Annotated in this window: 14 protein-coding genes; all 14 read left to right on the top strand. The window is 70.4% G+C overall.

The features are described from left to right. Positions 1-34: 34 nt before the first annotated feature. Positions 35-1264, top strand: coding sequence for an NRAMP family divalent metal transporter (locus ACQPZP_RS30495; RefSeq protein WP_433473160.1), 1230 nt, complete (start codon positions 35-37; stop codon positions 1262-1264). A gap of 8 nt (positions 1265-1272) precedes the next feature. Next, complete coding sequence (locus ACQPZP_RS30490) at positions 1273-1881, top strand: 5-oxoprolinase subunit B family protein (RefSeq protein WP_433473159.1); 609 nt, start codon at positions 1273-1275, stop codon at positions 1879-1881. Continuing rightward, the gene (locus tag ACQPZP_RS30485; protein WP_433473158.1) at positions 1878-2768 is read left to right on the top strand and encodes a biotin-dependent carboxyltransferase family protein; all 891 of its coding nucleotides are present in this window, start codon (positions 1878-1880) and stop codon (positions 2766-2768) included. Before ACQPZP_RS30490 ends, ACQPZP_RS30485 begins: the two co-directional genes overlap by 4 nt. Then, positions 2765-3556 (top strand): putative hydro-lyase, encoded by a 792-nt coding sequence (locus tag ACQPZP_RS30480; protein ID WP_433473157.1) that lies wholly within the window; start codon positions 2765-2767, stop codon positions 3554-3556. The genes ACQPZP_RS30485 and ACQPZP_RS30480 overlap by 4 nt, the downstream gene beginning before the upstream one ends. Positions 3557-3575: 19 nt before the next feature. Further along, positions 3576-5027 carry a protein kinase domain-containing protein gene (locus tag ACQPZP_RS30475; RefSeq protein WP_433473156.1) on the top strand — a complete coding sequence of 484 codons (1452 nt, stop codon included), beginning with the start codon at positions 3576-3578 and terminating at the stop codon, positions 5025-5027. Between the two features lie 160 nt (positions 5028-5187). Further along, entirely contained in the window at positions 5188-6471 is a 1284-nt protein-coding gene (locus ACQPZP_RS30470) for an ABC transporter substrate-binding protein (RefSeq protein WP_433462816.1), read from the top strand. Then, on the top strand, positions 6471-7382 hold the full coding sequence (locus ACQPZP_RS30465) for a carbohydrate ABC transporter permease (protein ID WP_433479702.1): 912 nt from the start codon (positions 6471-6473) through the stop codon (positions 7380-7382). Before ACQPZP_RS30470 ends, ACQPZP_RS30465 begins: the two co-directional genes overlap by 1 nt. Then, positions 7379-8272: a carbohydrate ABC transporter permease gene (locus ACQPZP_RS30460; protein WP_433473155.1), complete on the top strand. Its 894-nt coding sequence runs from the start codon at positions 7379-7381 to the stop codon at positions 8270-8272. The genes ACQPZP_RS30465 and ACQPZP_RS30460 overlap by 4 nt, the downstream gene beginning before the upstream one ends. Further along, on the top strand, positions 8272-10563 hold the full coding sequence (gene yicI / locus ACQPZP_RS30455) for an alpha-xylosidase (RefSeq protein ID WP_433473154.1): 2292 nt from the start codon (positions 8272-8274) through the stop codon (positions 10561-10563). Before ACQPZP_RS30460 ends, yicI begins: the two co-directional genes overlap by 1 nt. Then, positions 10563-11927, top strand: coding sequence for a GH1 family beta-glucosidase (locus ACQPZP_RS30450; protein ID WP_433473153.1), 1365 nt, complete (start codon positions 10563-10565; stop codon positions 11925-11927). Before yicI ends, ACQPZP_RS30450 begins: the two co-directional genes overlap by 1 nt. Next, positions 11924-13156 carry an MFS transporter gene (locus tag ACQPZP_RS30445; RefSeq protein ID WP_433473152.1) on the top strand — a complete coding sequence of 411 codons (1233 nt, stop codon included), beginning with the start codon at positions 11924-11926 and terminating at the stop codon, positions 13154-13156. Before ACQPZP_RS30450 ends, ACQPZP_RS30445 begins: the two co-directional genes overlap by 4 nt. Beyond that, positions 13140-14147 carry a LacI family DNA-binding transcriptional regulator gene (locus ACQPZP_RS30440; RefSeq protein WP_433473151.1) on the top strand — a complete coding sequence of 336 codons (1008 nt, stop codon included), beginning with the start codon at positions 13140-13142 and terminating at the stop codon, positions 14145-14147. The genes ACQPZP_RS30445 and ACQPZP_RS30440 overlap by 17 nt, the downstream gene beginning before the upstream one ends. Positions 14148-14236: 89 nt before the next feature. Further along, a complete protein-coding gene (locus ACQPZP_RS30435; protein ID WP_433473150.1) occupies positions 14237-17224 on the top strand; it encodes a glycoside hydrolase family 3 C-terminal domain-containing protein in 2988 nt (995 codons plus the stop codon). Positions 17225-17283: 59 nt separating this feature from the next. Beyond that, on the top strand, positions 17284-20106 hold the full coding sequence (locus tag ACQPZP_RS30430) for a beta-galactosidase (RefSeq protein ID WP_433473149.1): 2823 nt from the start codon (positions 17284-17286) through the stop codon (positions 20104-20106). Positions 20107-20125: the final 19 nt, after the last annotated feature.

The raw sequence follows: 20125 nt of genomic DNA, 5'->3' as shown, positions 1-20125 counted from the left end.
GGCGGAAAGCTCACCCCCTGGAAGGGGCCCGCCCATGACGGACCGGACCACCCTGGACAAGCAACCCGCGACCGCCTCCCCCTCGCGCCGCAGCGCGCTCCTCGGCGCCATGTTCCTGATGGCCACCAGCGCCATCGGGCCCGGCTTCATCACCCAGACCACCGTGTTCACCGCCAAGCTCGGCGCCGCGTTCGCGTTCGCGATCGTCGTGTCCGTCCTGGTGGACATCGCGATCCAGTTGAACGTGTGGCGCGTCGTGGGCGTCTCCGGCATGCGCGCGCAGGAACTCGGCAACCGGGTGCTGCCCGGCGCCGGCTACGGCCTCGCCGCGCTGGACGTCTTCGGCGGCCTGGTCTTCAACATCGGCAACATCGCCGGCACGGCTCTCGGGCTGAACGCGCTGCTCGGCCTGGACGTCAAGATCGGCGGGGCGCTCTCCGCGCTGGCCGCCATCGCGATCTTCCTGATCCGGCGGGCGGGCGTCGCCATGGACCGGATCGTGGTCGTGCTCGGCGCCCTGATGATCCTGCTGACCCTGTACGTCGCGTTCGTGTCCGAGCCGCCCATCGGGGAAGCGCTGAAGCAGAGCGTCGCCCCCGGGACGGTCGACTTCCTCGTCATCACCACCCTCATCGGCGGGACGGTCGGCGGCTACATCACCTACGCGGGCGCGCACCGCATGATCGAGTCCGGGCTGACCGGGAGCGAGAACGTCAAGGAGATCAACCGCAGCGCCGTCACCGGCATCCTCGTCACCGGCCTGATGCGGGTGCTGCTGTTCCTCGCCGTCCTCGGCGTCGTCGCCGGCGGCGTCACCCTCGCCAAGGACAACGCCCCGGCGTCCGCCTTCGAGCACGCGGCGGGCGAGGCCGGGCTGCGCCTCTTCGGGCTCATCATGTGGTCGGCGGCGATCACCTCGGTGATCGGCGCGTCCTACACCTCGGTGTCGTTCCTGGTGTCGTTCTCGTCGTTCGTCGAGCGGTACCGCAACCGCCTCGTCGTGGCGTTCATCCTCGTCTCCACGGTCATCTACCTCGCGATCGGGACGGCCCCGGCCAAGCTGCTCATCCTCGCGGGGGCGCTGAACGGGCTGATCCTGCCGTTCGGGCTCGCCGTGCTGCTGTGGGCGGCGGGCCGCCGCCGCGACCTGCTCGGCGGCTACCGGTACCCGGTCTGGCTCCTCGCCCTCGGCGCCGCCGCCTGGCTGCTCTCCCTCTACCTCGGCTGGAACAGCCTGTCCGAGCTCGACAACCTGTGGAAGTGAGGGGCGGGGTGCGGATCCTCCCGAGCGGCGACGCGGCGCTGCTGGTCGAGCTGCCCGGCCTGGCGGACATGCTCGGCCTGTACGCGGCCCTGTCCGCGTCCCCGCCGCCCGGCGTCGCCGACCTCGTCCCGGCGGCCCGCACCCTGACCCTGCTGCTCGATCCGTCCGCCGACCAGGCCGCGGTCGCCGCCGCGGTGCGCGCCACCCGGCCCGGCACGGCGGACGGCGGCGCCGGCACCGCCGAGATCCCCGTCGTCTACGACGGCGCGGACCTCGGCGAGGTCGCCCGCCGCACCGGCCTCAGCCCGGCCGAGGTCGTCGCCGCGCACACCGGTACCCCGTGGCGGGTCGCGTTCACCGGGTTCGCGCCCGGATTCGGCTACCTGGAGGGCGGCGACCCGCGGCTGGACGTCCCGCGCCGCGCGACGCCCCGCGTCCGCGTCCCGGCGGGCGCGGTCGGCCTCGCCGGACGCTTCAGCGGCGTCTACCCGGTCGAGTCCCCGGGCGGCTGGCAGCTCATAGGACGCACGGAGGCCGTGCTATGGGACCTCGACCGCGACCCGCCCGCCCTGCTCCGCCCGGGGGTCCGGGTCCGTTTCGTCCAGCGGGAACCATGAAGCGGGGACTGGACGTTCTCGGGACAGGGCCGCTGGCGACAGTCCAGGACCTGGGCCGCCCGGGTCACGCGGCGCTCGGCGTGGGGGTGTCGGGCGCCGCGGACCCGGGCTCGTTCCGCCTCGCCAACCGGCTGCTCGGCAACGCCGAGGGCGACGCCGCGATCGAGGTCACCTTCGGCGGCCTGCGCGTCCGCTGCCGGGGCGGGGTGTTCGCCGCGGTGACCGGCGCACCCGCGCCGCTGCTGGTGGGCGGCCGTCCCGAGGCGCCCTACTCGGTCTTCCACCTCCCGGACGGGGCCGAGCTCCGGCTGGGCTCCCCGCCCGCCGGGCTCCGCAGCTACCTGGCCGTCCGCGGGGGCATCGACGTCCCGCCCGTGCTCGGGTCCCGGTCCACCGACACGCTCGCCGGGCTCGGCCCCGCCCCGCTCGGGCCCGGCGACCTGCTCCCGGTGGGCCCGCCGCCCGCCGGCGCCCCGCTCCTGGACGTCCTGCCCGTCCGCCCGCCGCCCGCCGGTGACATCGAGCTGCGCGCGATGCCCGGGCCCCGCGACGACTGGTTCGCCCCGGGCGCGTTGGACGTCCTCTTCACCGCCGCCTACACGGTGACCAGCGAGATCGACCGCGTCGGCATGCGGCTGGACGGACCCGGTTTGCCGCACGCCGGCTGCGGTGAACTACCCAGCGAGGGGACCGTCACCGGGGCGCTGCAGGTCCCGCCGTCCGGGCTGCCGGTGCTGTTCCTCGCCGACCACCCGCTGACGGGCGGCTACCCCGTCATCGCGGTGGTCGCCTCCGCCGACATCGGACGCGCCGCGCAGGCCCGTCCGGGACAGCGGCTCCGCTTCGTGCCGCATCCCGCGCCACCGCTCGGAAAGGAGAGACCATGACCGCCCCCATCGACCCGGGCGCACTGTCGCCCGGCCAGGCCAGGGCGCTGTTCCGCGCCGGTCTCCGCGTGCCCACCTCGGGCTGGTGCGCGGGCTGGACGCAGGCGAACCTCATCGCCGTCCCCCGGGAGCAGGCGTTCGACCTGCTGCTGTTCGCGCAGCGCAACCCCAAGCCGTGCCCCGTCCTGGACGTCACCGAACCCGGCGAGGTGTCCGCCTCCCTGTTCGCCGGCGACCTGCGCACGGACCTGCCCGGTTACGTCGTCTACGAGCACGGCGAACCGGTCGCCGAGGTGTCCGACGTGACCGGGTACTGGCGGGGCGACCTGGTGTCGTTCCTGATCGGGTGCAGCTTCACCTTCGAGGACGCGCTCCGCGAGGCCGGCGTCCCCGTCCGGCACATCGAGCAGAACCGCAACGTGCCGATGTACCGGACGAACCGGATGTGCCGCCGCGCCGGCGAGTTCGGCGGCCCGCTGGTCGTGTCGATGCGCCCGGTCCCGGCCGCGCAGGTGGCCGACGCGGTGCGGGTGACGGCACGGTACCCGTCCGTCCACGGCGCGCCGGTGCACGTCGGCGACCCGCTCGAACTCGGCATCGACGACCTCGGCGCCCCCGACTTCGGCGACCCGGTCGAGGTCCGGGTGGACGAGATCCCCGTGTTCTGGGCGTGCGGCGTGACGCCGCAGGCCGCCGTGATGGCGTCCCGCCCGAAGCTCGCGATCGGGCACGCCCCCGGCCACATGGCGATCACCGACGTCCGCGACAACCGGTACCTCGTGCCTTGATCCGGCATAGGCTGCGTCCATGCCGGACATCGTCGCCCCGGGCGACCGCCTCGGGGAGCGCTACCGCCTGGAACGGCCCCTCGGCGCGGGCGGCATGGCGACCGTCTGGCGCGCGGTCGACCTCGTCCTCGACCGCGCCGTCGCGGTCAAGGTGCCGCTGGAGGGCCGGCCCGAGGAGTTCACGCGGCGGCTCCGCCGGGAGGCTCAGGCCGCCGCGGCGCTCACCCACCCGAACATCACCGGCGTCTTCGATTACGGCGAACACGAAACCGGCCTGGTAGGCCGGCGGGGCCGTATCCCCTACGTGGTCATGGAACTGCTGGACGGAGAGACCCTGTCGGCGCGGCTGGCCCGCGGCCCGCTGCCGTGGCGCGAGGCGGCGGGGATCTGCGCCCGTGTCGCGGACGCCTTGGCCGCCGCCCACGCCGCCGACGTCGTCCACCGCGACATCAAGCCCGCGAACGTCTTCCTCACCCCGCTCGGCGTGAAGGTCCTGGACTTCGGCATCGCGTTCACGGGCACGTCCGGCGGTGAGGTCCTGGGCACCCCCGCCTACGTGGCCCCCGAACTGCTGACCGGCACGGCCCCGACCTCTGCGGCCGACATCTACTCCCTGGGCGTCGTCCTCCACGAGTGCCTGACCGGCGCCCCGCCCACCCCCGCGTCGACCTTCCGGAAGGACACTCCGGACGAGGTCGCCGACCTCTGCCACGAGTGCATGGCCCCCGACCCGGGGGCCCGGCCGTCCGCCGCCGACGTCGCCCGCCTGCTGGCCGGCGCCGCCGGCATCCAGCTGGCCAGTCTCCCGTCGGACGAGGCGGCCCCACCCGCCGACCACGGCCGCTGGCTTCCGGATCCGCCGGAGGATCCGACAGAGGAGCCGACGGTCGTCCTGGACGATCCGGCCCCACCCGCAGAACCCCAAGAGACCGCGGGTGAGCCGGTGTCCCCCGGCGGGGCGGCCGCTCCCGGCGAGTCACCTCCGTCCGAGAGGCCGGCACCGGCGTCCGCGCGGAAACCGCTGGTGATCGCCGGGGCCGCGGTGGGTGCGGCGGCGGTGGTGGCCGCGCTCCTCGCGGCGCTGGCGCCCGATTCCTCCGACCGCGCGGGGGCGGGGCCGCCCGCGCCGCCGTCCGCGACCAGGACGGCGGCGATCGCGTGCTCGGTCTCGTACCGGGTGGACGGGGCCTGGCCGCAGGGTTTCCAGGCGACCGTGCGGATCACCAACCTCGGGGAGGCCGCGATCGACGGCTGGAAGCTGGGCTTCGCGTTCCCGGACGGTCAGGCCATCACCCAGATCTGGAACGGCGCCCAGCAGCAGGACGGGGCGTCCGTCACGGTGACGGCGGCGGACTGGAACCGGTCGATCCCGCCGCGCGGGACCGCGGAGTTCGGGTTCCTCGGCCGGCAGGACGGCGACAACGGCACGCCCTCGCGGTTCACCCTGAACGGCGGGGAGTGCCGGGGCTGATCCCGATCATGGGAGCGCTCCCAGCATGTCGTCGCAGGTCAGTGCGGCCGTGCCCGAATTGATGCGGGTCCGCCTATTGTGTCGCGGCTCACCCAGGGCTTAACATCCCGGCAATCGAAGCGCTTCGACAGGCACTCGGTCCCACCCCCGGAGGAAGACCATGATCAAGGCAGGCAGGAGCGCGGCGGTGCTCGCCGCCCTTGCCGCGGCGGCGCTGTCGCTCACCGCGTGCGGCGGCGACGACGGCGGCTCCGGCGGCAAGGAGCTGAAGCTCTGGCACTACGAGGCCCCCGACAGCGCCATGGGCAAGGCCTGGAACGAGGCGATCAAGGAGTTCGAGGCCACCCACCCCGGCGTGAAGGTGAAGTTCGAGGAGAAGGGCTTCGAGCAGATCCAGAAGACCGCGCCGATGGTCCTGAACTCCAAGGACGCCCCCGACGTCATGGAGTACAACAAGGGCAACGCGACCGCCGGCCTGCTGTCCAAGCAGGGACTGCTCACCGATCTCACCCCCGAGGTCACCAAGCGCGGCTGGGACAAGCTGATCAGCCCGAACGTCCAGGTCACCGCCAAGTACGACGCCAAGGGCACGATGGGCGGCGACAAATGGTACGGCGTGCCGAACTATGCCGAGTACCTGCAGGTCTACTACAACAAGGACCTGTTCAAGAAGTACGACGTCGAGATCCCGACGACCTACGCCGAGCTCACCGCCGCGATGGACAAGTTCGTGGCGAAGGGCGTCACGCCGCTGACCAACGCGGGCGCCGAGTACATGGCGCACCAGTTCGTCTACCAGCTCGCCCTCGACAAGGCCGACCGCTCCTGGGTGGACGCCTTCCAGCGCTACACCGGCAAGACGAACTTCAACGACGCCGCCTGGACGGCCGGGGCGACGACCTTCGCCGACTGGGTGAAGAAGGGCTACGTCGCCAAGAACTCCGTCAGCCTCAAGGCGGAGGACGCCGGTGTCGCGTTCATGAGCGGCAAGTTCCCGATGATGTTCTCCGGATCCTGGTGGTTCGGGCGGGTCGCCGCGGAGGCGAAGTTCGATTGGGAGACCGCCGTCTGGCCGGGCGCCAAGATGACGCTCGGCTCGGGCGGGAACCTGTGGGTCGTCCCGAAGGGCTCGGAGAACAAGCAGCTCGCCTATGACTTCATCGACATCACGATGAAGAAGAAGGTGCAGAACATCCTCGGCAACGCGGGCGGCGTCCCGGTGGCGGCGGACCAGTCCGCGATCACCGACGCCAAGGCCAAGAAGCTCATCGCCGACTTCGACAAGCTGACGCAGACCGACGGGCTGGCCTACTACCCGGACTGGCCGGTCGCCGGCTTCTACGACGCCTGGGTGTCGCAGATCCAGAAGCTGATGAACGGCACCGCGCCGGGCGAGGTCCTGGGCAACATCCAGAAGACCTACGACGGCGGCCTGCCCAAGTGATGCAACAGGTCCGTGGCCGGTCGCGGGAGCAGCTGGCGTACCTGCCGTATCTGCTCCCCGGCCTGCTCCTCTTCATCGCCGTCATCGGCGTGCCGTTCCTGATGAACCTGGGGACGAGCTTCACCGAGTGGACGGGCGTCGGCACCCCGAAGTGGATCGGGCTCGGCAACTACCGGGAGCTGGTGCAGGACGGCGAGTTCTGGGCCTCGTTCCGGCACAACATCCTGATCATCGTCGGGATGGCGATCGCCCCGACGATGATCGGGCTGGTGCTGGCCTCGGCCCTGACCGACCTCGTGGACCGGCACTTCGGGCCGCGCACCGCGAGCGTCCTGCGCGCCTGCCTCTACCTCCCGCAGGTGCTGCCGGTCGTCATCGCGGGCGTGGTGTGGAGCTGGCTGCTGGCCCCCGAGAACGGCGCGGTCAACTCGCTGCTGGACGCGGTGGGCCTCGGCTCGCTCGCGCACGACTGGCTCGGCGACCCGGCCACGGCCCTGTGGAGCGTCGTCGGCGTCATGGTCTGGATGCAGATCGGATTCCCGCTGGTGATCTTCATGTCGGGACTGCAGCGGGTCGACCCGTCGCTCTACGAGGCGGCGGAGATCGACGGCGCCACCTGGGCCCGCCGGTTCCGGCACATCACGATCCCGCAGATCCGGCCCGAGATCTTCGTGGTCCTGCTGTGGACGACGATCGCCGCGCTCAAGGCGTTCCCGCAGATCTTCGTGCTCACCAAGGGCGGCCCGGGCGGGGCGACGAACGTGCCGTCCTACTACTCCTGGGTCAACTTCTTCGAGAAGTCGGACGTGGGCTACGGCTCGGCGATCTCGACCGTGCTGACGCTGGTCATCATCGCGCTGACCGTCGTCTTCCTGCGCGTGCAGGGCCGTGATCTGGAGGAGTCCCGATGACGGCGACGCTGACCAAGAAGGCCGGAACGCCGCCGCGCGGCCGGCCTGGCACGGCGCGCCGCCCGCGCCGCCGGGGACCGTCCGCCTACGCGGTGCTGGTGGCACTGGTCGCGCTGGCCGGCGTGATGCTGATCCCGTTCGTCGTGGTCGTCTTCAACGCGCTGAAGACGCCGCAGGAGTACTCCTCGAAGGGTCCGCTGTCGCCGCCGGACGGCTTCAACCTGGACGCCGTCCAGCAGTTCTGGGAGCGCGTCGGGTTCGGGCACGTCCTGCTGAACAGCGTGATCATCAGCGGGTCCGTCGCGATCCTCGCCGTGCTGCTGTCGGTGCTGAACGCGTACGCGCTCGGCATCGGGCGGATCAAGGGACGGATGTGGGTGCTCGTCCTGCTGCTGATGGCGAACACGCTGCCGCAGGAGGCGCTCGTCTACCCGCTGTACTACATGTCGAAGCAGGTCGGCCTGTACGACACCAGGATCAGCGTGATCATCGTGTTCACGGTCATCCAGAGCGCGTTCGGCACCTACCTGCTGTCGTCGGTGATGACGGCGTTCCCACGCCCGCTGCTGGAGGCGGCGCGGATCGACGGCGCCGGGCGCCGGCAGGTGCTGTGGCGGGTGGTCGTCCCGGTCGTCCGGCCGACGCTGTCGGTGCTGCTCGTGTTCTTCTTCGTGTGGACCTGGAACGAGTTCCTGATCCCCATGGTCTTCCTCATCTCCAACGAGAACCAGACGGTCTCGGTCGCGCTCGGCGTGCTGCAGGGGCAGCGCCTCATGGACGCCACGATGTCCAGCGCCGCGTCGCTGCTCGGCCTCCTCCCGACCGTCGTCTTCTTCCTCATCTTCCAGCGCACTCTCTCGCGCGGACTGACAGCGGGGGCCATCAAATAATGAAGTTCAGCGACGGCTACTGGATGATGCGCGAGGGTGTGCGGGCGTCTCATCCGGTGGAGGTCCTCGACGTCGACGCCGGGCCGGGCTCTTTCAAGGTCTATGCGCCCGTGGAGCGGATCCGGCATCGGGGCGACCTGCTCAAAGGGCCGGTGGTGACGGTGACCTGCGAGTCGCCGATGCCAGATGTCATCGGCGTCACCCTCACCCATTTCGCGGGGGAGCGGCGGCGCGGCCCCGATTTCGAGCTGGCCACCGACCCGACCGGCGAAGTGACCGTGGACGACGACGCGGCGACGCTGACGTCCGGTGCGTTGTCGGTGCGGGTCGGGCGCAGTGAGGAATGGGGCATCGATTTCCTCGCGGGCGGACGCCGGCTGACCGGAAGCGCGCCGAAGGCGCAGGCCGTCATCGACACCGACGACGGACGCCATTACGTGCGGGAACAGCTCGATCTCGGGGTCGACCACTTCGTCTACGGGCTCGGTGAACGGTTCGGGCCGCTGGTGAAGAACGGCCAGGCCGTGGACGTGTGGAACGCCGACGGCGGCACGGCGAGCGAGCAGGCGTACAAGAACGTGCCGTTCTTCCTGACGAACGCGGGCTACGGCGTGTTCGTCGACCATCCCGGGCGCGTGTCGTTCGAGGTGGCTTCGGAGGCCGTCGCGCGGACGCAGTTCAGCGTCGAAGGCCAGTCGATGCGGTACTTCGTCATCTACGGTCCCTCTCCCAAGGAGATCCTGCGCAAGTACACGGCGCTCACCGGACGGCCCGCCCGGCTGCCGGAATGGTCGTTCGGGCTGTGGCTGTCCACCTCGTTCACCACGTCTTACGACGAGGAGACGGTCACCTCGTTCATCGAGGGGATGGCGTCCCGCGACCTGCCGCTCAGCGTCTTCCATTTCGACTGCTTCTGGATGCGCGAGTTCCAGTGGTGCGACTTCGAATGGGACCCGCGCGTCTTCCCGGATCCCGAGGGGATGCTGCGACGGCTGCGGGAACGTGGGCTGCGCGTTTGCGTCTGGATCAATCCCTACATCGGGCAGCGCTCACCTCTGTTCGAGGAGGGACGCTCCCACGGCTATCTGCTGAAGCGCCCCAACGGGGACGTATGGCAGTGGGACAAGTGGCAGCCCGGCCTGGCCGTGGTCGACTTCACCAACCCCGAGGCGCGGGAATGGTACGCCGGGAAGCTGGAAGCGCTGCTCGACATGGGCGTGGACTGCTTCAAGACCGACTTCGGCGAGCGCATCCCGACGGACGTCGTCTACCACGACGGCTCCGACCCGGAGCGGGCTCACAATTACTACACCTACCTCTACAACCAGACGGTTTTCGACCTGCTCCGCAAGAAGCGCGGCGAGGGCGAGGCGGTGGTCTTCGCCCGCTCCGCCACGACCGGCGGGCAGCGGTTTCCCGTGCACTGGGGCGGTGACTCCGAATCGACGTTCGAGGCCATGGGGGAGAGCCTTCGCGGAGGTCTTTCCCTGGGCATGTCGGGGTTCGGCTACTGGAGTCACGACATCGGCGGTTTCGAGGGCACGCCCGACCCGGCGCTGTTCAAGCGGTGGATCGCGTTCGGTCTGCTGTCCTCGCACAGCCGCCTGCACGGAAGCCATTCCTACCGGGTGCCGTGGCTTTTCGACGAGGAGTCGGTGGACGTCCTCCGGGGGTTCACGCATCTGAAGATGCGGCTCATGCCCTACCTCGCCGGAGCCGCCCGCCAGGCGTACGGCGAAGGGCTGCCGATGATGCGGGCGATGGTCGTCGAGTTCCCGGACGACCCCGCCTGCACGCACCTGGAACGCCAGTACATGCTCGGTGACGACCTCCTCGTCGCGCCCGTGTTCTCGTCCGATGGTCAGGTCTCGTACTACGTACCGGAAGGTGTGTGGACGCACTACCTCACCGGCGAACGCATCCAAGGCGGACGCTGGGTTCGGGAGCGGCACGGGTTCGACAGCGTGCCGTTGCTCGTCCGTCCTGGGGCCGTCCTCCCCGAGGGCGCGGTGGAGGATCGCCCCGACTACGACCATGCCGACGACGTCACGTTGCGTGTGTACGAGCCGTCCGACGGGAGCACGGTCGTCACTCAGGTAGGCGACACCACGTTCACCACGACGAGAGACGGTGAAAGCCTGCGCGTGACGGGCGAGGGAGCCTGGAACGTGCTTCTCGTCAACGCACGGGTGACCGCGGTAGAGGGCGGCGAGCGCTCCGACCATCCGCACGGTGTTCTCGTCAGGTCGATCAGCGGCGAAGTGCTCATCACCCTGGAAGAGGAGAGCTGATGGGGTTCCCGGAAGGCTTCCTGTGGGGAGCGGCCACCGCCGCCTACCAGATCGAGGGGGCGGCCCAGGAGGACGGCCGCGCACCGTCCATCTGGGACACGTTCAGTCATACTCCCGGCAAGGTCCTCAACGGCGACACGGGAGACGTCGCCACGGACCACTACCACCGCCGGCAAGAGGACGTGGCGACGATGTCCGAACTCGGCATCGGCGCCTACCGGTTCTCCATCTCGTGGTCGCGTGTCCTCCCGGACGGGACGCCCAACCAGAAGGGCATGGACTTCTACTCCCGACTGGTCGACGAGCTCCTCGAACACGGCATCGCCCCCGTCGCGACCCTCTACCACTGGGACCTGCCGCAGGTGCTGGAGGACGCGGGCGGCTGGCCCGAGCGCGACACGGCCCGCCGGTTCGCCGACTACGCCGAACGGATCGGACGCGTCCTCGGCGACCGCGTCCACACGTGGACGACGCTGAACGAGCCGTGGTGCTCGGCGTTCCTCGGCTACGGGTCCGGCGTCCACGCCCCGGGCCGCACCGACCCGGTGGACGCACTCCGGGCCGCCCACCACCTCAACCTCGCGCATGGGCTGGCCGTCCGGGCGCTGCGCGGCGTGGTCTCGCCGTCCGCGCAGCATTCGGTCACGCTCAACCTGCACCATCTGCGCGGTGACGCGGAGGCTGTCCGCCGGGTGGACGCCGTCTCCAACCGCGTGTTCCTCGACCCGATGCTCGGCAGCGGCTACCCCGCCGACCTGCTGGACGACACGGCGCACCTGACCGACTGGAGCTTCCTGCACGACGGCGACGCGGAGATCATCGCCGCGCCGCTCGACGTCCTGGGCGTCAACTACTACTCGCCCACCCTCGTCCGAGAGTGGGACGGCGTGTCCCCCCGGGCAAACGCGGACGGTCACCGCCCAGGCGCCGCGACCCCGTTCGTCGGCTGCGACGACGTCGAGTTCGCCGAACAGCCAGGCCCCCACACGGCGATGGACTGGCCGATCGACGCGACCGGCATGGAGGAGCTTCTCCTGCGGCTGCACCGCGAGTACCCGCACACGCCGCTGATGATCACCGAGAACGGCGCCGCGTTCGACGACGTCGTGGACGGCGACGGCCGCGTCCGCGACGACCGGCGCGTCGCCTACCTGCGCGATCACATCGCCGCCGTCGAGAGGGCATGCCGGGCCGGGGCCGACGTCCGCGGCTACTTCGCCTGGTCGCTGCTGGACAACTTCGAATGGGCCTACGGCTACTCCAAGCGCTTCGGCCTCGTCCACGTCGACTACACCACCGGCGAGCGCACCTGGAAGGACAGCGCCTCCTGGTACCGCGACACCATCGCCCGCGGGCCGTCGTGAGCGGGGCGCGCGCGGGAGCGGCGGTCGCGGCCCTGGCCCTGGCCGCGTTCGCCTTCGGCACGACCGAGAACCTGCCGATCGGCCTGCTCCGGCTCATCGCGGAGGACCTGGACGTCTCCCCGTCGGCGGTCGGCCTGCTCGTCACCGGCTACGGGATCGTGGTCGCGGTCGTCTCCGTCCCGCTCGTCCGGATCACGGTCCGGATGGGCCGCCGCCGGCTGCTGACCGGCGTGATGGCCGTGTTCGTCGTCATGACGTTCGCGGCCTCGGCCGCCCCCGGCTACGGCACCCTGTTCGGCGCGCGGCTCGTGACCGCGCTCGCGCAGGCGGTGTTCTGGCCGGTGGCCGTGGTCGCGGCGGCCGGCCTGCTGCCGCCGGAGTCGCGGGGCCGGGCCGCCGCCTACGTGTTCGCGGGCGGGTCGCTGGCCATCGTCCTCGGGGTCCCCGCCGGGACCTGGATCGGACGGGTCGCCGGCTGGCGCACGTCCTTCGCCGTCCTCGGCGTCCTGTGCCTGGTCTCCTTCGCGGCGATCGCCGCCCTGCTGCCCGGCGGCAGGGCGGACGGCCCGAACCCGGTCGCGGCGACCGATCCGGACGCGCGGCGCTTCCGGCTGCTGGTCGTCACGATCATGCTGGTCGTCGGCGGGGTCTTCACCGCCTACACCTACATCGCCGAGTTCCTGACCCGCGTCAGCGGCTTCCCGGAATCGGCGCTCAGTCCGCTCCTGCTGGCGAACGGCGTCGCCGACATCGCCGGGGTGGTCATCGCCGGCATCGTGGTGGACCGCGGCCCGCGCGCCCTGCTCGCCGGGTCCACCGCGGTGCTGGCGCTCGCGCTGCTCGGCCTGTTCGCGTTCGGCGCCGCGGCCATCCCCGCGGTCGTCCTGCTCGTGCTGCTCGGGATCGGGCTGCCGGGCGCCGCGACCGCCATGCAGGCCAGGGTGCTGGAGTCGGCGCCGGGCGACACCGACATCGCCTCGGCGTGGACGTCGGCCGGTTTCAACGTCGGCATCGCCGGCGGCGCCCTGCTCGGCGGCGCTCTGCTGCCGTTGACCGGGGTGCGCGGCACCGCCCTCGCGGGCGCGGCGGTGGCCGGCTCGGCCCTCGCGGTCATCGGGCTGGAGCGGCCGTCCCGCGCCCGCGCCCCGACCGGGTCGGGCGGGGCTACGATCATTCGCACTCTCCACTCCTTCGAGGACGACGGGACGGTCCGTGGTCAAGATCACTGATGTGGCGCGGCACGCGGGAGTGTCGCCGAGCACGGTCTCCTACGTGCTGAGCGGCAAGCGCTCGATCTCCGAGGAGACCCGGCGGCGCGTCCGGGACAGCATCCGCGAGCTCGGGTACCGGCCGCACGCGGGCGCCCGCGCCCTCGCCAGCAGCCGGTCCAACGTGCTCGCGCTGATGATCCCGCTGCGCTCCGGCATCGCGGTGCCCGTCGTCATGCAGTTCGCCGTCTCGGTCGTCACCGCCGCCCGCCGCCACGACCACGACGTCCTGCTGCTCACCCAGGAGGAGGGCGAGGACGGGCTGCGCCGCGTCGCCGACAGCGCCCTCGTCGACGCGCTGATCGTGATGGACGTCCAGATGAAGGACCCGCGGCTGCCGCTGCTGCGCTCCCTGGACCGGCCGAGCGTGCTCATCGGCTTCCCCGCCGACGCCGACGACCTGACCTGCATCGACCTCGACTTCCATGCCGCCGGCGCGGTCTGCGTCGAGCACCTCGCCGAGCTCGGGCACCGGGAGATCGCGCTGATCGGCTCCCCGCCCGAGGTGTACGCGCGGCAGACCGGCTACGCCCAGCGGGTCGCCGACGGTTTCGCCGCGGCGGTGCGCGAGCACGGCCTGACCGGGGCCGTCCACCCGTGCGAGGCCACCGCGGACGCCGCCCGCGAGCTGGTCGCGCGGCTGCTCGCCGAGCGTCCCGGCCTCACCGGTGTCCTCGTCCACAACGAGCCCGTGGTCGGCCCGGTCGTGCGGGCGCTGCGCGCCGCGGGCCGCCGCGTCCCCGAGGACGTGTCCGTCGTCGCGCTGTGCCCGGACGAGATGGCCGAGCACGCCGAGCCGCCGCTGTCGTCCGTCGCGATCCCCGCCGAGGAGGTCGGCGGCCGCGCCGTGGAGCTGCTGATGTCCAAGCTCGACGGCGTGCCCGTCCCGGCCGCCACCCTGCTCCCGCCCACCCTGACCAGGCGCGCCAGCAGCGCGCCCGTTGCCCGCTGACAAGCCGACAAGGAGGAGCAGGGCCCCGCTCGGCCTTATCGAAGCGCTTCGATAGTCATTTTTCGGGGGCTAGCCCAAGAGGAGAATCGATGTACAGACCCCATCGAAACCCCCGTTCCCCCGGCCGGCGCAGCCGGTCGCTGACCCTCGTCCTGGCCGCCGCGCTGGTGGCCCCCGTCGCGTGGGCGGCGCCCGCCGCCGCCCGCGACACCTACCCGTTCCGCGACCCGCGCCTCTCGGTGGACGCGCGGGTGGACGACCTGCTCGGACGGCTCACGCTGGACGAGAAGGTCTCGCTGCTCCACCAGTACCAGCCGGCGATCCCGCGGCTCGGCATCGGCCGGTTCAAGACCGGCACCGAGGCGCTGCACGGTGTCGCGTGGTCCACCGACGTCCACAACAACGGCGCGGTCGTGACCGCCAAGGGCACCGTGTTCCCGCAGGCGGTCGGGCTCGGCGCGACCTGGGACCCGGCGCTGGTGAAGAAGATCGGCTCGGCCGTCGGCGACGAGGCCCGCGGCTACAACAGCGAGAACCCGGACGTCTGGGGCCTGCAGTTGTGGGCGCCCGTCGTCAACCTGCTCCGCGACCCCCGCTGGGGCCGCAACGAGGAGGGCTACTCCGAGGACCCGCAGCTCACCGGGCTGCTCGCTTCCGCCTACGGCCGCGGCATCGAGGGCGACGACCCCGCCCACCTCAGGGCGGCGCCCGTCCTCAAGCACTACATGGCCAACAACAACGAGATCCGCCGCGACCAGACGTCCTCCAGCCTGCGGCCCCGGGTGAAGAAGGAGTTCGACGAGGTCCCGTTCAAGATCCCGCTGACGAACGACGCCGCGACCGGGATCATGACGTCCTACAACCTGGTCAACGGGCGTCCCGCGACTGTCACCCCCGACGCCGGCGGCCTGGTCCGCTCCTGGAGCGACCGGACGCTCTTCAACGTCACCGACGCGGGCGCCCCCAACGGCCTGGTCAACTCCCAGAAGTACTACCCGGACCTGCCCACCGCCGACGCGGCCGTCGTCAAGGCGGGCGTGGACAGTTTCACCACCGACGACACCAACTCGTCCATCACGGTCAACGCGGTCAAGGAGGCGCTGTCGCGCGGGCTGCTCGCCGAGTCCGACGTCGACCGCGCGGTCGGGCACATCCTGAGCATCCGGGTGCGGCTCGGCGAGTTCGACCCGGGCGGCGGCCCCTACGGCAAGATCACCAAGGACGTGGTGGACAGCCCAGCCCATCGCGCCCTCGCCCGCAAGGCCGCGGCCGAGCAGATGGTGCTGCTGAAGAACCAGGGCGGGGCGCTGCCGCTCTCGGCCGGGAAGGTCGCGGTCGTCGGACCCCTCTCGAACACCCTCTACACCGACTGGTACTCGGGCTCGCTGCCGTACAAGGTCACGCCGCTGGACGGCATCAGGAAGCGGGCCGGTTCGGTGGCGTCCAGTGAGGGCGTCGACCGGATCGCGCTCAAGGACGTCAAGACCGGGAAGTACATCGCGGGCGGGACGGGCTCCGGGGCGGTCCTGAAGACCGGCCCGACGTCGGCCACCGACGCCACGACCCAGTTCGATGTGTTCGACTGGGGCCAGGGAATCGTCACCTTGCGCAGCGCCGCAAACGGCAAGACCGTCGGCCGCTACAACTGGGGCGACACGTTCGCCAACGACCAGGACCAGCCGAACAACTGGTTCGTCCAGCAGATGTTCAAGCTGGAGAAGCAGGACAACGGCGACTACCTGCTTCGCTACGCCGGTTACGAGAAGGCCTATGACTGGGCCGACCCGGCGAAGACCTACGTGAAGACGCAGGACGACGGGACGCTCGCCCTCACCACCAAGAATGACGCCTCCACCTTCTCCAAGGACGTCATCAGCAGCGGTATCGACTCGGCGGTGAAGGCCGTGACCGGCGCCGGCGCCGCCGTCGTCGTGGTCGGCAGCATGCCGTTCATCAACGGCCGCGAGGACCACGACCGCACAACGATGGCGCTCGCCGAAGGGCAGTCGGAGCTCATCAAGGCCGTCCGCAAGGCCAACCCGAACACGGTGGTCGTCGTGGAGAACAGCTACCCGACGACGCTGAACTGGGAGCAGGAGAACGTCCCGGCGATCCTGTGGACGACCCACGCCGGAGCCGAAACGGGCAACGCCCTGGCGTCCATCCTGTTCGGCGACGAAAGCCCCTCGGGCAAGCTTCCGCAAACCTGGTACCGCTCCGAGAGCGACCTGCCCGACATCCTTGAGTACGACATCATCAAGTCGGACAGGACGTACCAGTACTTCCAAGGAAAGCCGCTCTACCCGTTCGGCTACGGACTTTCCTACACCACGTTCCGGTACGGCAAGCCGCGGCTCAGCAGCAATTCCGTGGGACGCAACGGGACGGTGACCGTCACGGTGCCCGTGACCAACACGGGCAAGAAGGCCGGGGACGAGGTCGTCCAGCTCTACACGCACCAGCAGAACTCCAAGGTGAAGCAGCCGGTGAAGAAGCTGCGCGCCTTCGACAAGGTTCACGTCGCCCCCGGTCGCACGGTGACGGCGAAGCTGACGTTGCGCGCTTCGGACCTCGCCATCTGGGACGTCACGCGCAACAAGTGGACGGTCGAGAAGTCGAAGCAGGACCTGCTGATCGGCTCCTCGTCCGCCGACATCCGGCAGCAGACCACCCTCGACGTGCGCGGCGAGACGATCCCCGACCGCGACCTGTCGAAGACCACCCGCGCCGCCGACTTCGACGACCAGAACGGCATCCAACTGGTCGACGAGACGAAGGTCGAGGGCGACGCGGTGGCCGGCGCCGCGAACTCCTGGCTGAAGTTCGGTGACGCCGACCTCGGCGCCTCGGCCGGCAAGATCACCGCCCGGGTCGCGGGCACGTCCGCCACCACGATCCAGGTCCGTCTGGACGGCCCGAACGGTCCCGTGGCGGGGACGCTGAACGTTCCGTCCACCGGCGACGAGTACACCTACAAGGAGATCACCGCACAGCTCGGCAACGCCGCCGGAAAGCACGACGTCTACCTGGTCTTCACCGGCGCGACGCGTTTGAGCACCTTCTCCCTCACCCGATGAACTCCCCGGCCCGCCCCGGCTCGTCCGGGGCGGGCCGGCCGCTGCAAAGGACGCCATCCATGCGTGCCAACAGCAAACTCGCCGCCCTCGCCGCACTTCTCACCGCCGCCGCTCTCCTGTTCGCTCCTGCTCCCGCCAGTCCCGCACAGGCGGAGGCGCACCGGGTCGGCTACGACCGCTACTCGCTCACCGTGGACGGACAGCGCGTCCTGCTGTGGGCGGGCGAATTCCATTACTTCCGGCTCCCGAGCCCGGCTCTCTGGCGGGACGTCCTGGAGAAGATCAAGGCCGCCGGATTCAACGGCGTGTCGCTGTACTTCGACTGGGCCTACCATTCGCCGAACCCCGGAGAATACGACTTCAGCGGGGTACGGGACGTCGACCGCCTCCTCCGCATGACCGAAGACCTCGGCCTGTACGTCGTCGCGCGACCCGGCCCGTACATCAACGCCGAGACGACCGGCGGCGGTCTTCCCGCATGGCTGAAGACCGTTCCGGGCCGCGCCCGCTCCAGCGACCCGAACTACACCCGCGCCTACCGGGAATGGCTCGCCCACATCGACCCGATCATCGCCCGGCACCAGGTCACGCGCGGCGGATCGGTCATCGTCTACAACGCCGAGAACGAGTACGCCGCCAACACAGACCCCGCCTACATGGAGGACGTCCAGCGCCAGGCCCGCGCCCACGGGATCGACGTCCCCATCACCCACAACCAGTGCTGTGACGCGTCCTGGACGCCCACGTGGGCGTCCGGCCAAGGCGCCGTACAGATTCCCGGGGTGGACGACTATCCGCAGGCGTTCGAATGCCGGGACCCCGACACGTGGGGAACCTGGGGTGAAGGCGTGACCGAACGCCTCAGCCCCGACGCTCCCGTCTACGCCGCCGAATACCAGGCCGGCGCCATCGACGCGAACCGCGCGGGCTACGAGAAGTGCCGCGGACTCACCGGCCCGAAGTACATGAAGGTCTACTACAAGTCGAACCTCGTCACCTCGGGTGCCACGATGTTCGGCTATTACATGGCCTTCGGCGGCACGAACTGGGGACGTCTCGCTCAGCCCAACGACGTCTACACGTCCTACGACTATGGCGCGCCCATCACCGAGAACCGGCAACTCACCACCAAGTACGACGAGTTCAAGCGGCAGGGCCTCTTCGTCACCACCGTGGCGCCGCTGACGAAGACCGACCCGGCCGCCGCCCCGGCGTCCGGCAACCCCGCCGTTCACACCGAAGCCCGTGCCAATCCCGACACCGGAACACAGTTCGTCCTCGTCCGGCACGCGGACCGGAAGACCAATGACGACCAATCCGCGAACCTCACCTGGAACACCCCGGACGGCACCTACAACCTCCCGGTGCAGCTGAAAGGCCGCGACGCGAAAATCCTGGTGGCCGGCTACGACATGGGCGGTCAGCGCCTGGCCGCGACGACCTCGGAACTTCTCACCCACACAACGGCCAACGACCGGGACGTCGCCGTCCTCTACGGCACCGAAGGCATCGCAGGGACAACCGTCCTCCGCTACAACTCGCGACCCGACGTCAAGGTCCTGAGCGGCTCGGTGAAGCCGACCTACTCCAACGGCAACCTGAAACTCGACTACGAACACCACGGCTTGGCGCGCGTCCAGATAACGGGCGGCGGCCGCAAGCCCCTCCTGCTCCTCATCGGCACGGACGAAGAGGCCGCCAAGTTCTGGCGTTCAGGCGACACTCTCGTCCGGGGCACCGACCTCGTCCGCTCCGCGGAAACGAGGAACGGCACCGCGGTGATACGCGCCGACCTGGCCAAGCCGGGCGACATCGAGGTCTTCACCTCCGCTCGCCGCCTGACCCTCAACGGCAAGGACACTTACGCCCGCACAACCCGCAGCGGCACGCTCCTGGCCCACGCCAACGGACCGCGCTCCGTCGAACTCCCGGCCCTGGAGAACTGGCGCGGCAAGCAAGGCGCACCGGAAACGGCTTCGGACTTCGACGACTCCTCCTGGAAAATCGCCGACAACACCACCACGGTCAGCCCCATCAAGCCGAAGAGTCCACCCGTCCTCTACGCCGACGACTACGGCTTCCACCACGGCCATGTCTGGTACCGCGGCCACTTCACCGCGACCGGCTCCGAGCGGAACGTCGACCTGAACGCCATCACCGGCAAGAACGGCATCTACCAGGTCTGGCTGAACGGCCGCTACCTGGGATCGGCGGCCGGGGGAGAGCAGAAGGACGCCGACGCCCCCATCAACGAGAATCCGGGCCCCGGCAGCTTCGAAATACCCGCCGGCCTCCTCCACGAGGGACAGAAAGCGGTCCTCTCCGTCCTGGTCGAGAACATGGGACACAACGACGACTGGACCGCCGACGACTACCGGCAGAAGCAACCGCGCGGCCTCGTCAACGCCGAATTCACGACGAACCCGGTGACCTGGCGAATCCAAGGCACCCGTACAAACGACCCGATCCGGGGCCCCTTGAACACAGGCGGCCTCTATGGCGAGCGGGAAGGCTGGCACCTGCCGTCCGCGCCCACCAGGACCTGGCCGTCCATGTCCCCGGCCGACCCCGTGAAGCCAGGCGTCCACTGGTACACCACGAACGCCGATCTGGCCCTGCCGAAGGACCAGGACGTCCCCGTGACCCTTCACTTCGACAACGGCACCGGCCGCTACAGGGCCCTCATCTTCATCAACGGCTGGAACATGGGCGAATACGTGAACGGTGAAATCCAACACGATTTCACCCTCCCCAACGGCATCTTGCAGGCCCGCGGCCGCAACACCATCACTCTCGCCGTGGTCGCAGAAGACCAGTCGAAACCAGGCGCCGTCTCCCTGAAGGCCGCCGCCAACGTACGAGGAGGAGCCCAAACCCACTGAGTCAACGACCCCGGCCCTC

The sequence above is a fragment of the Spirillospora sp. CA-142024 genome (genome assembly GCF_050942325.1).
Taxonomy (GTDB): Bacteria; Actinomycetota; Actinomycetes; order Streptosporangiales; family Streptosporangiaceae; genus Spirillospora.
This window is presented reverse-complemented; position numbering and strand designations above follow the sequence as displayed.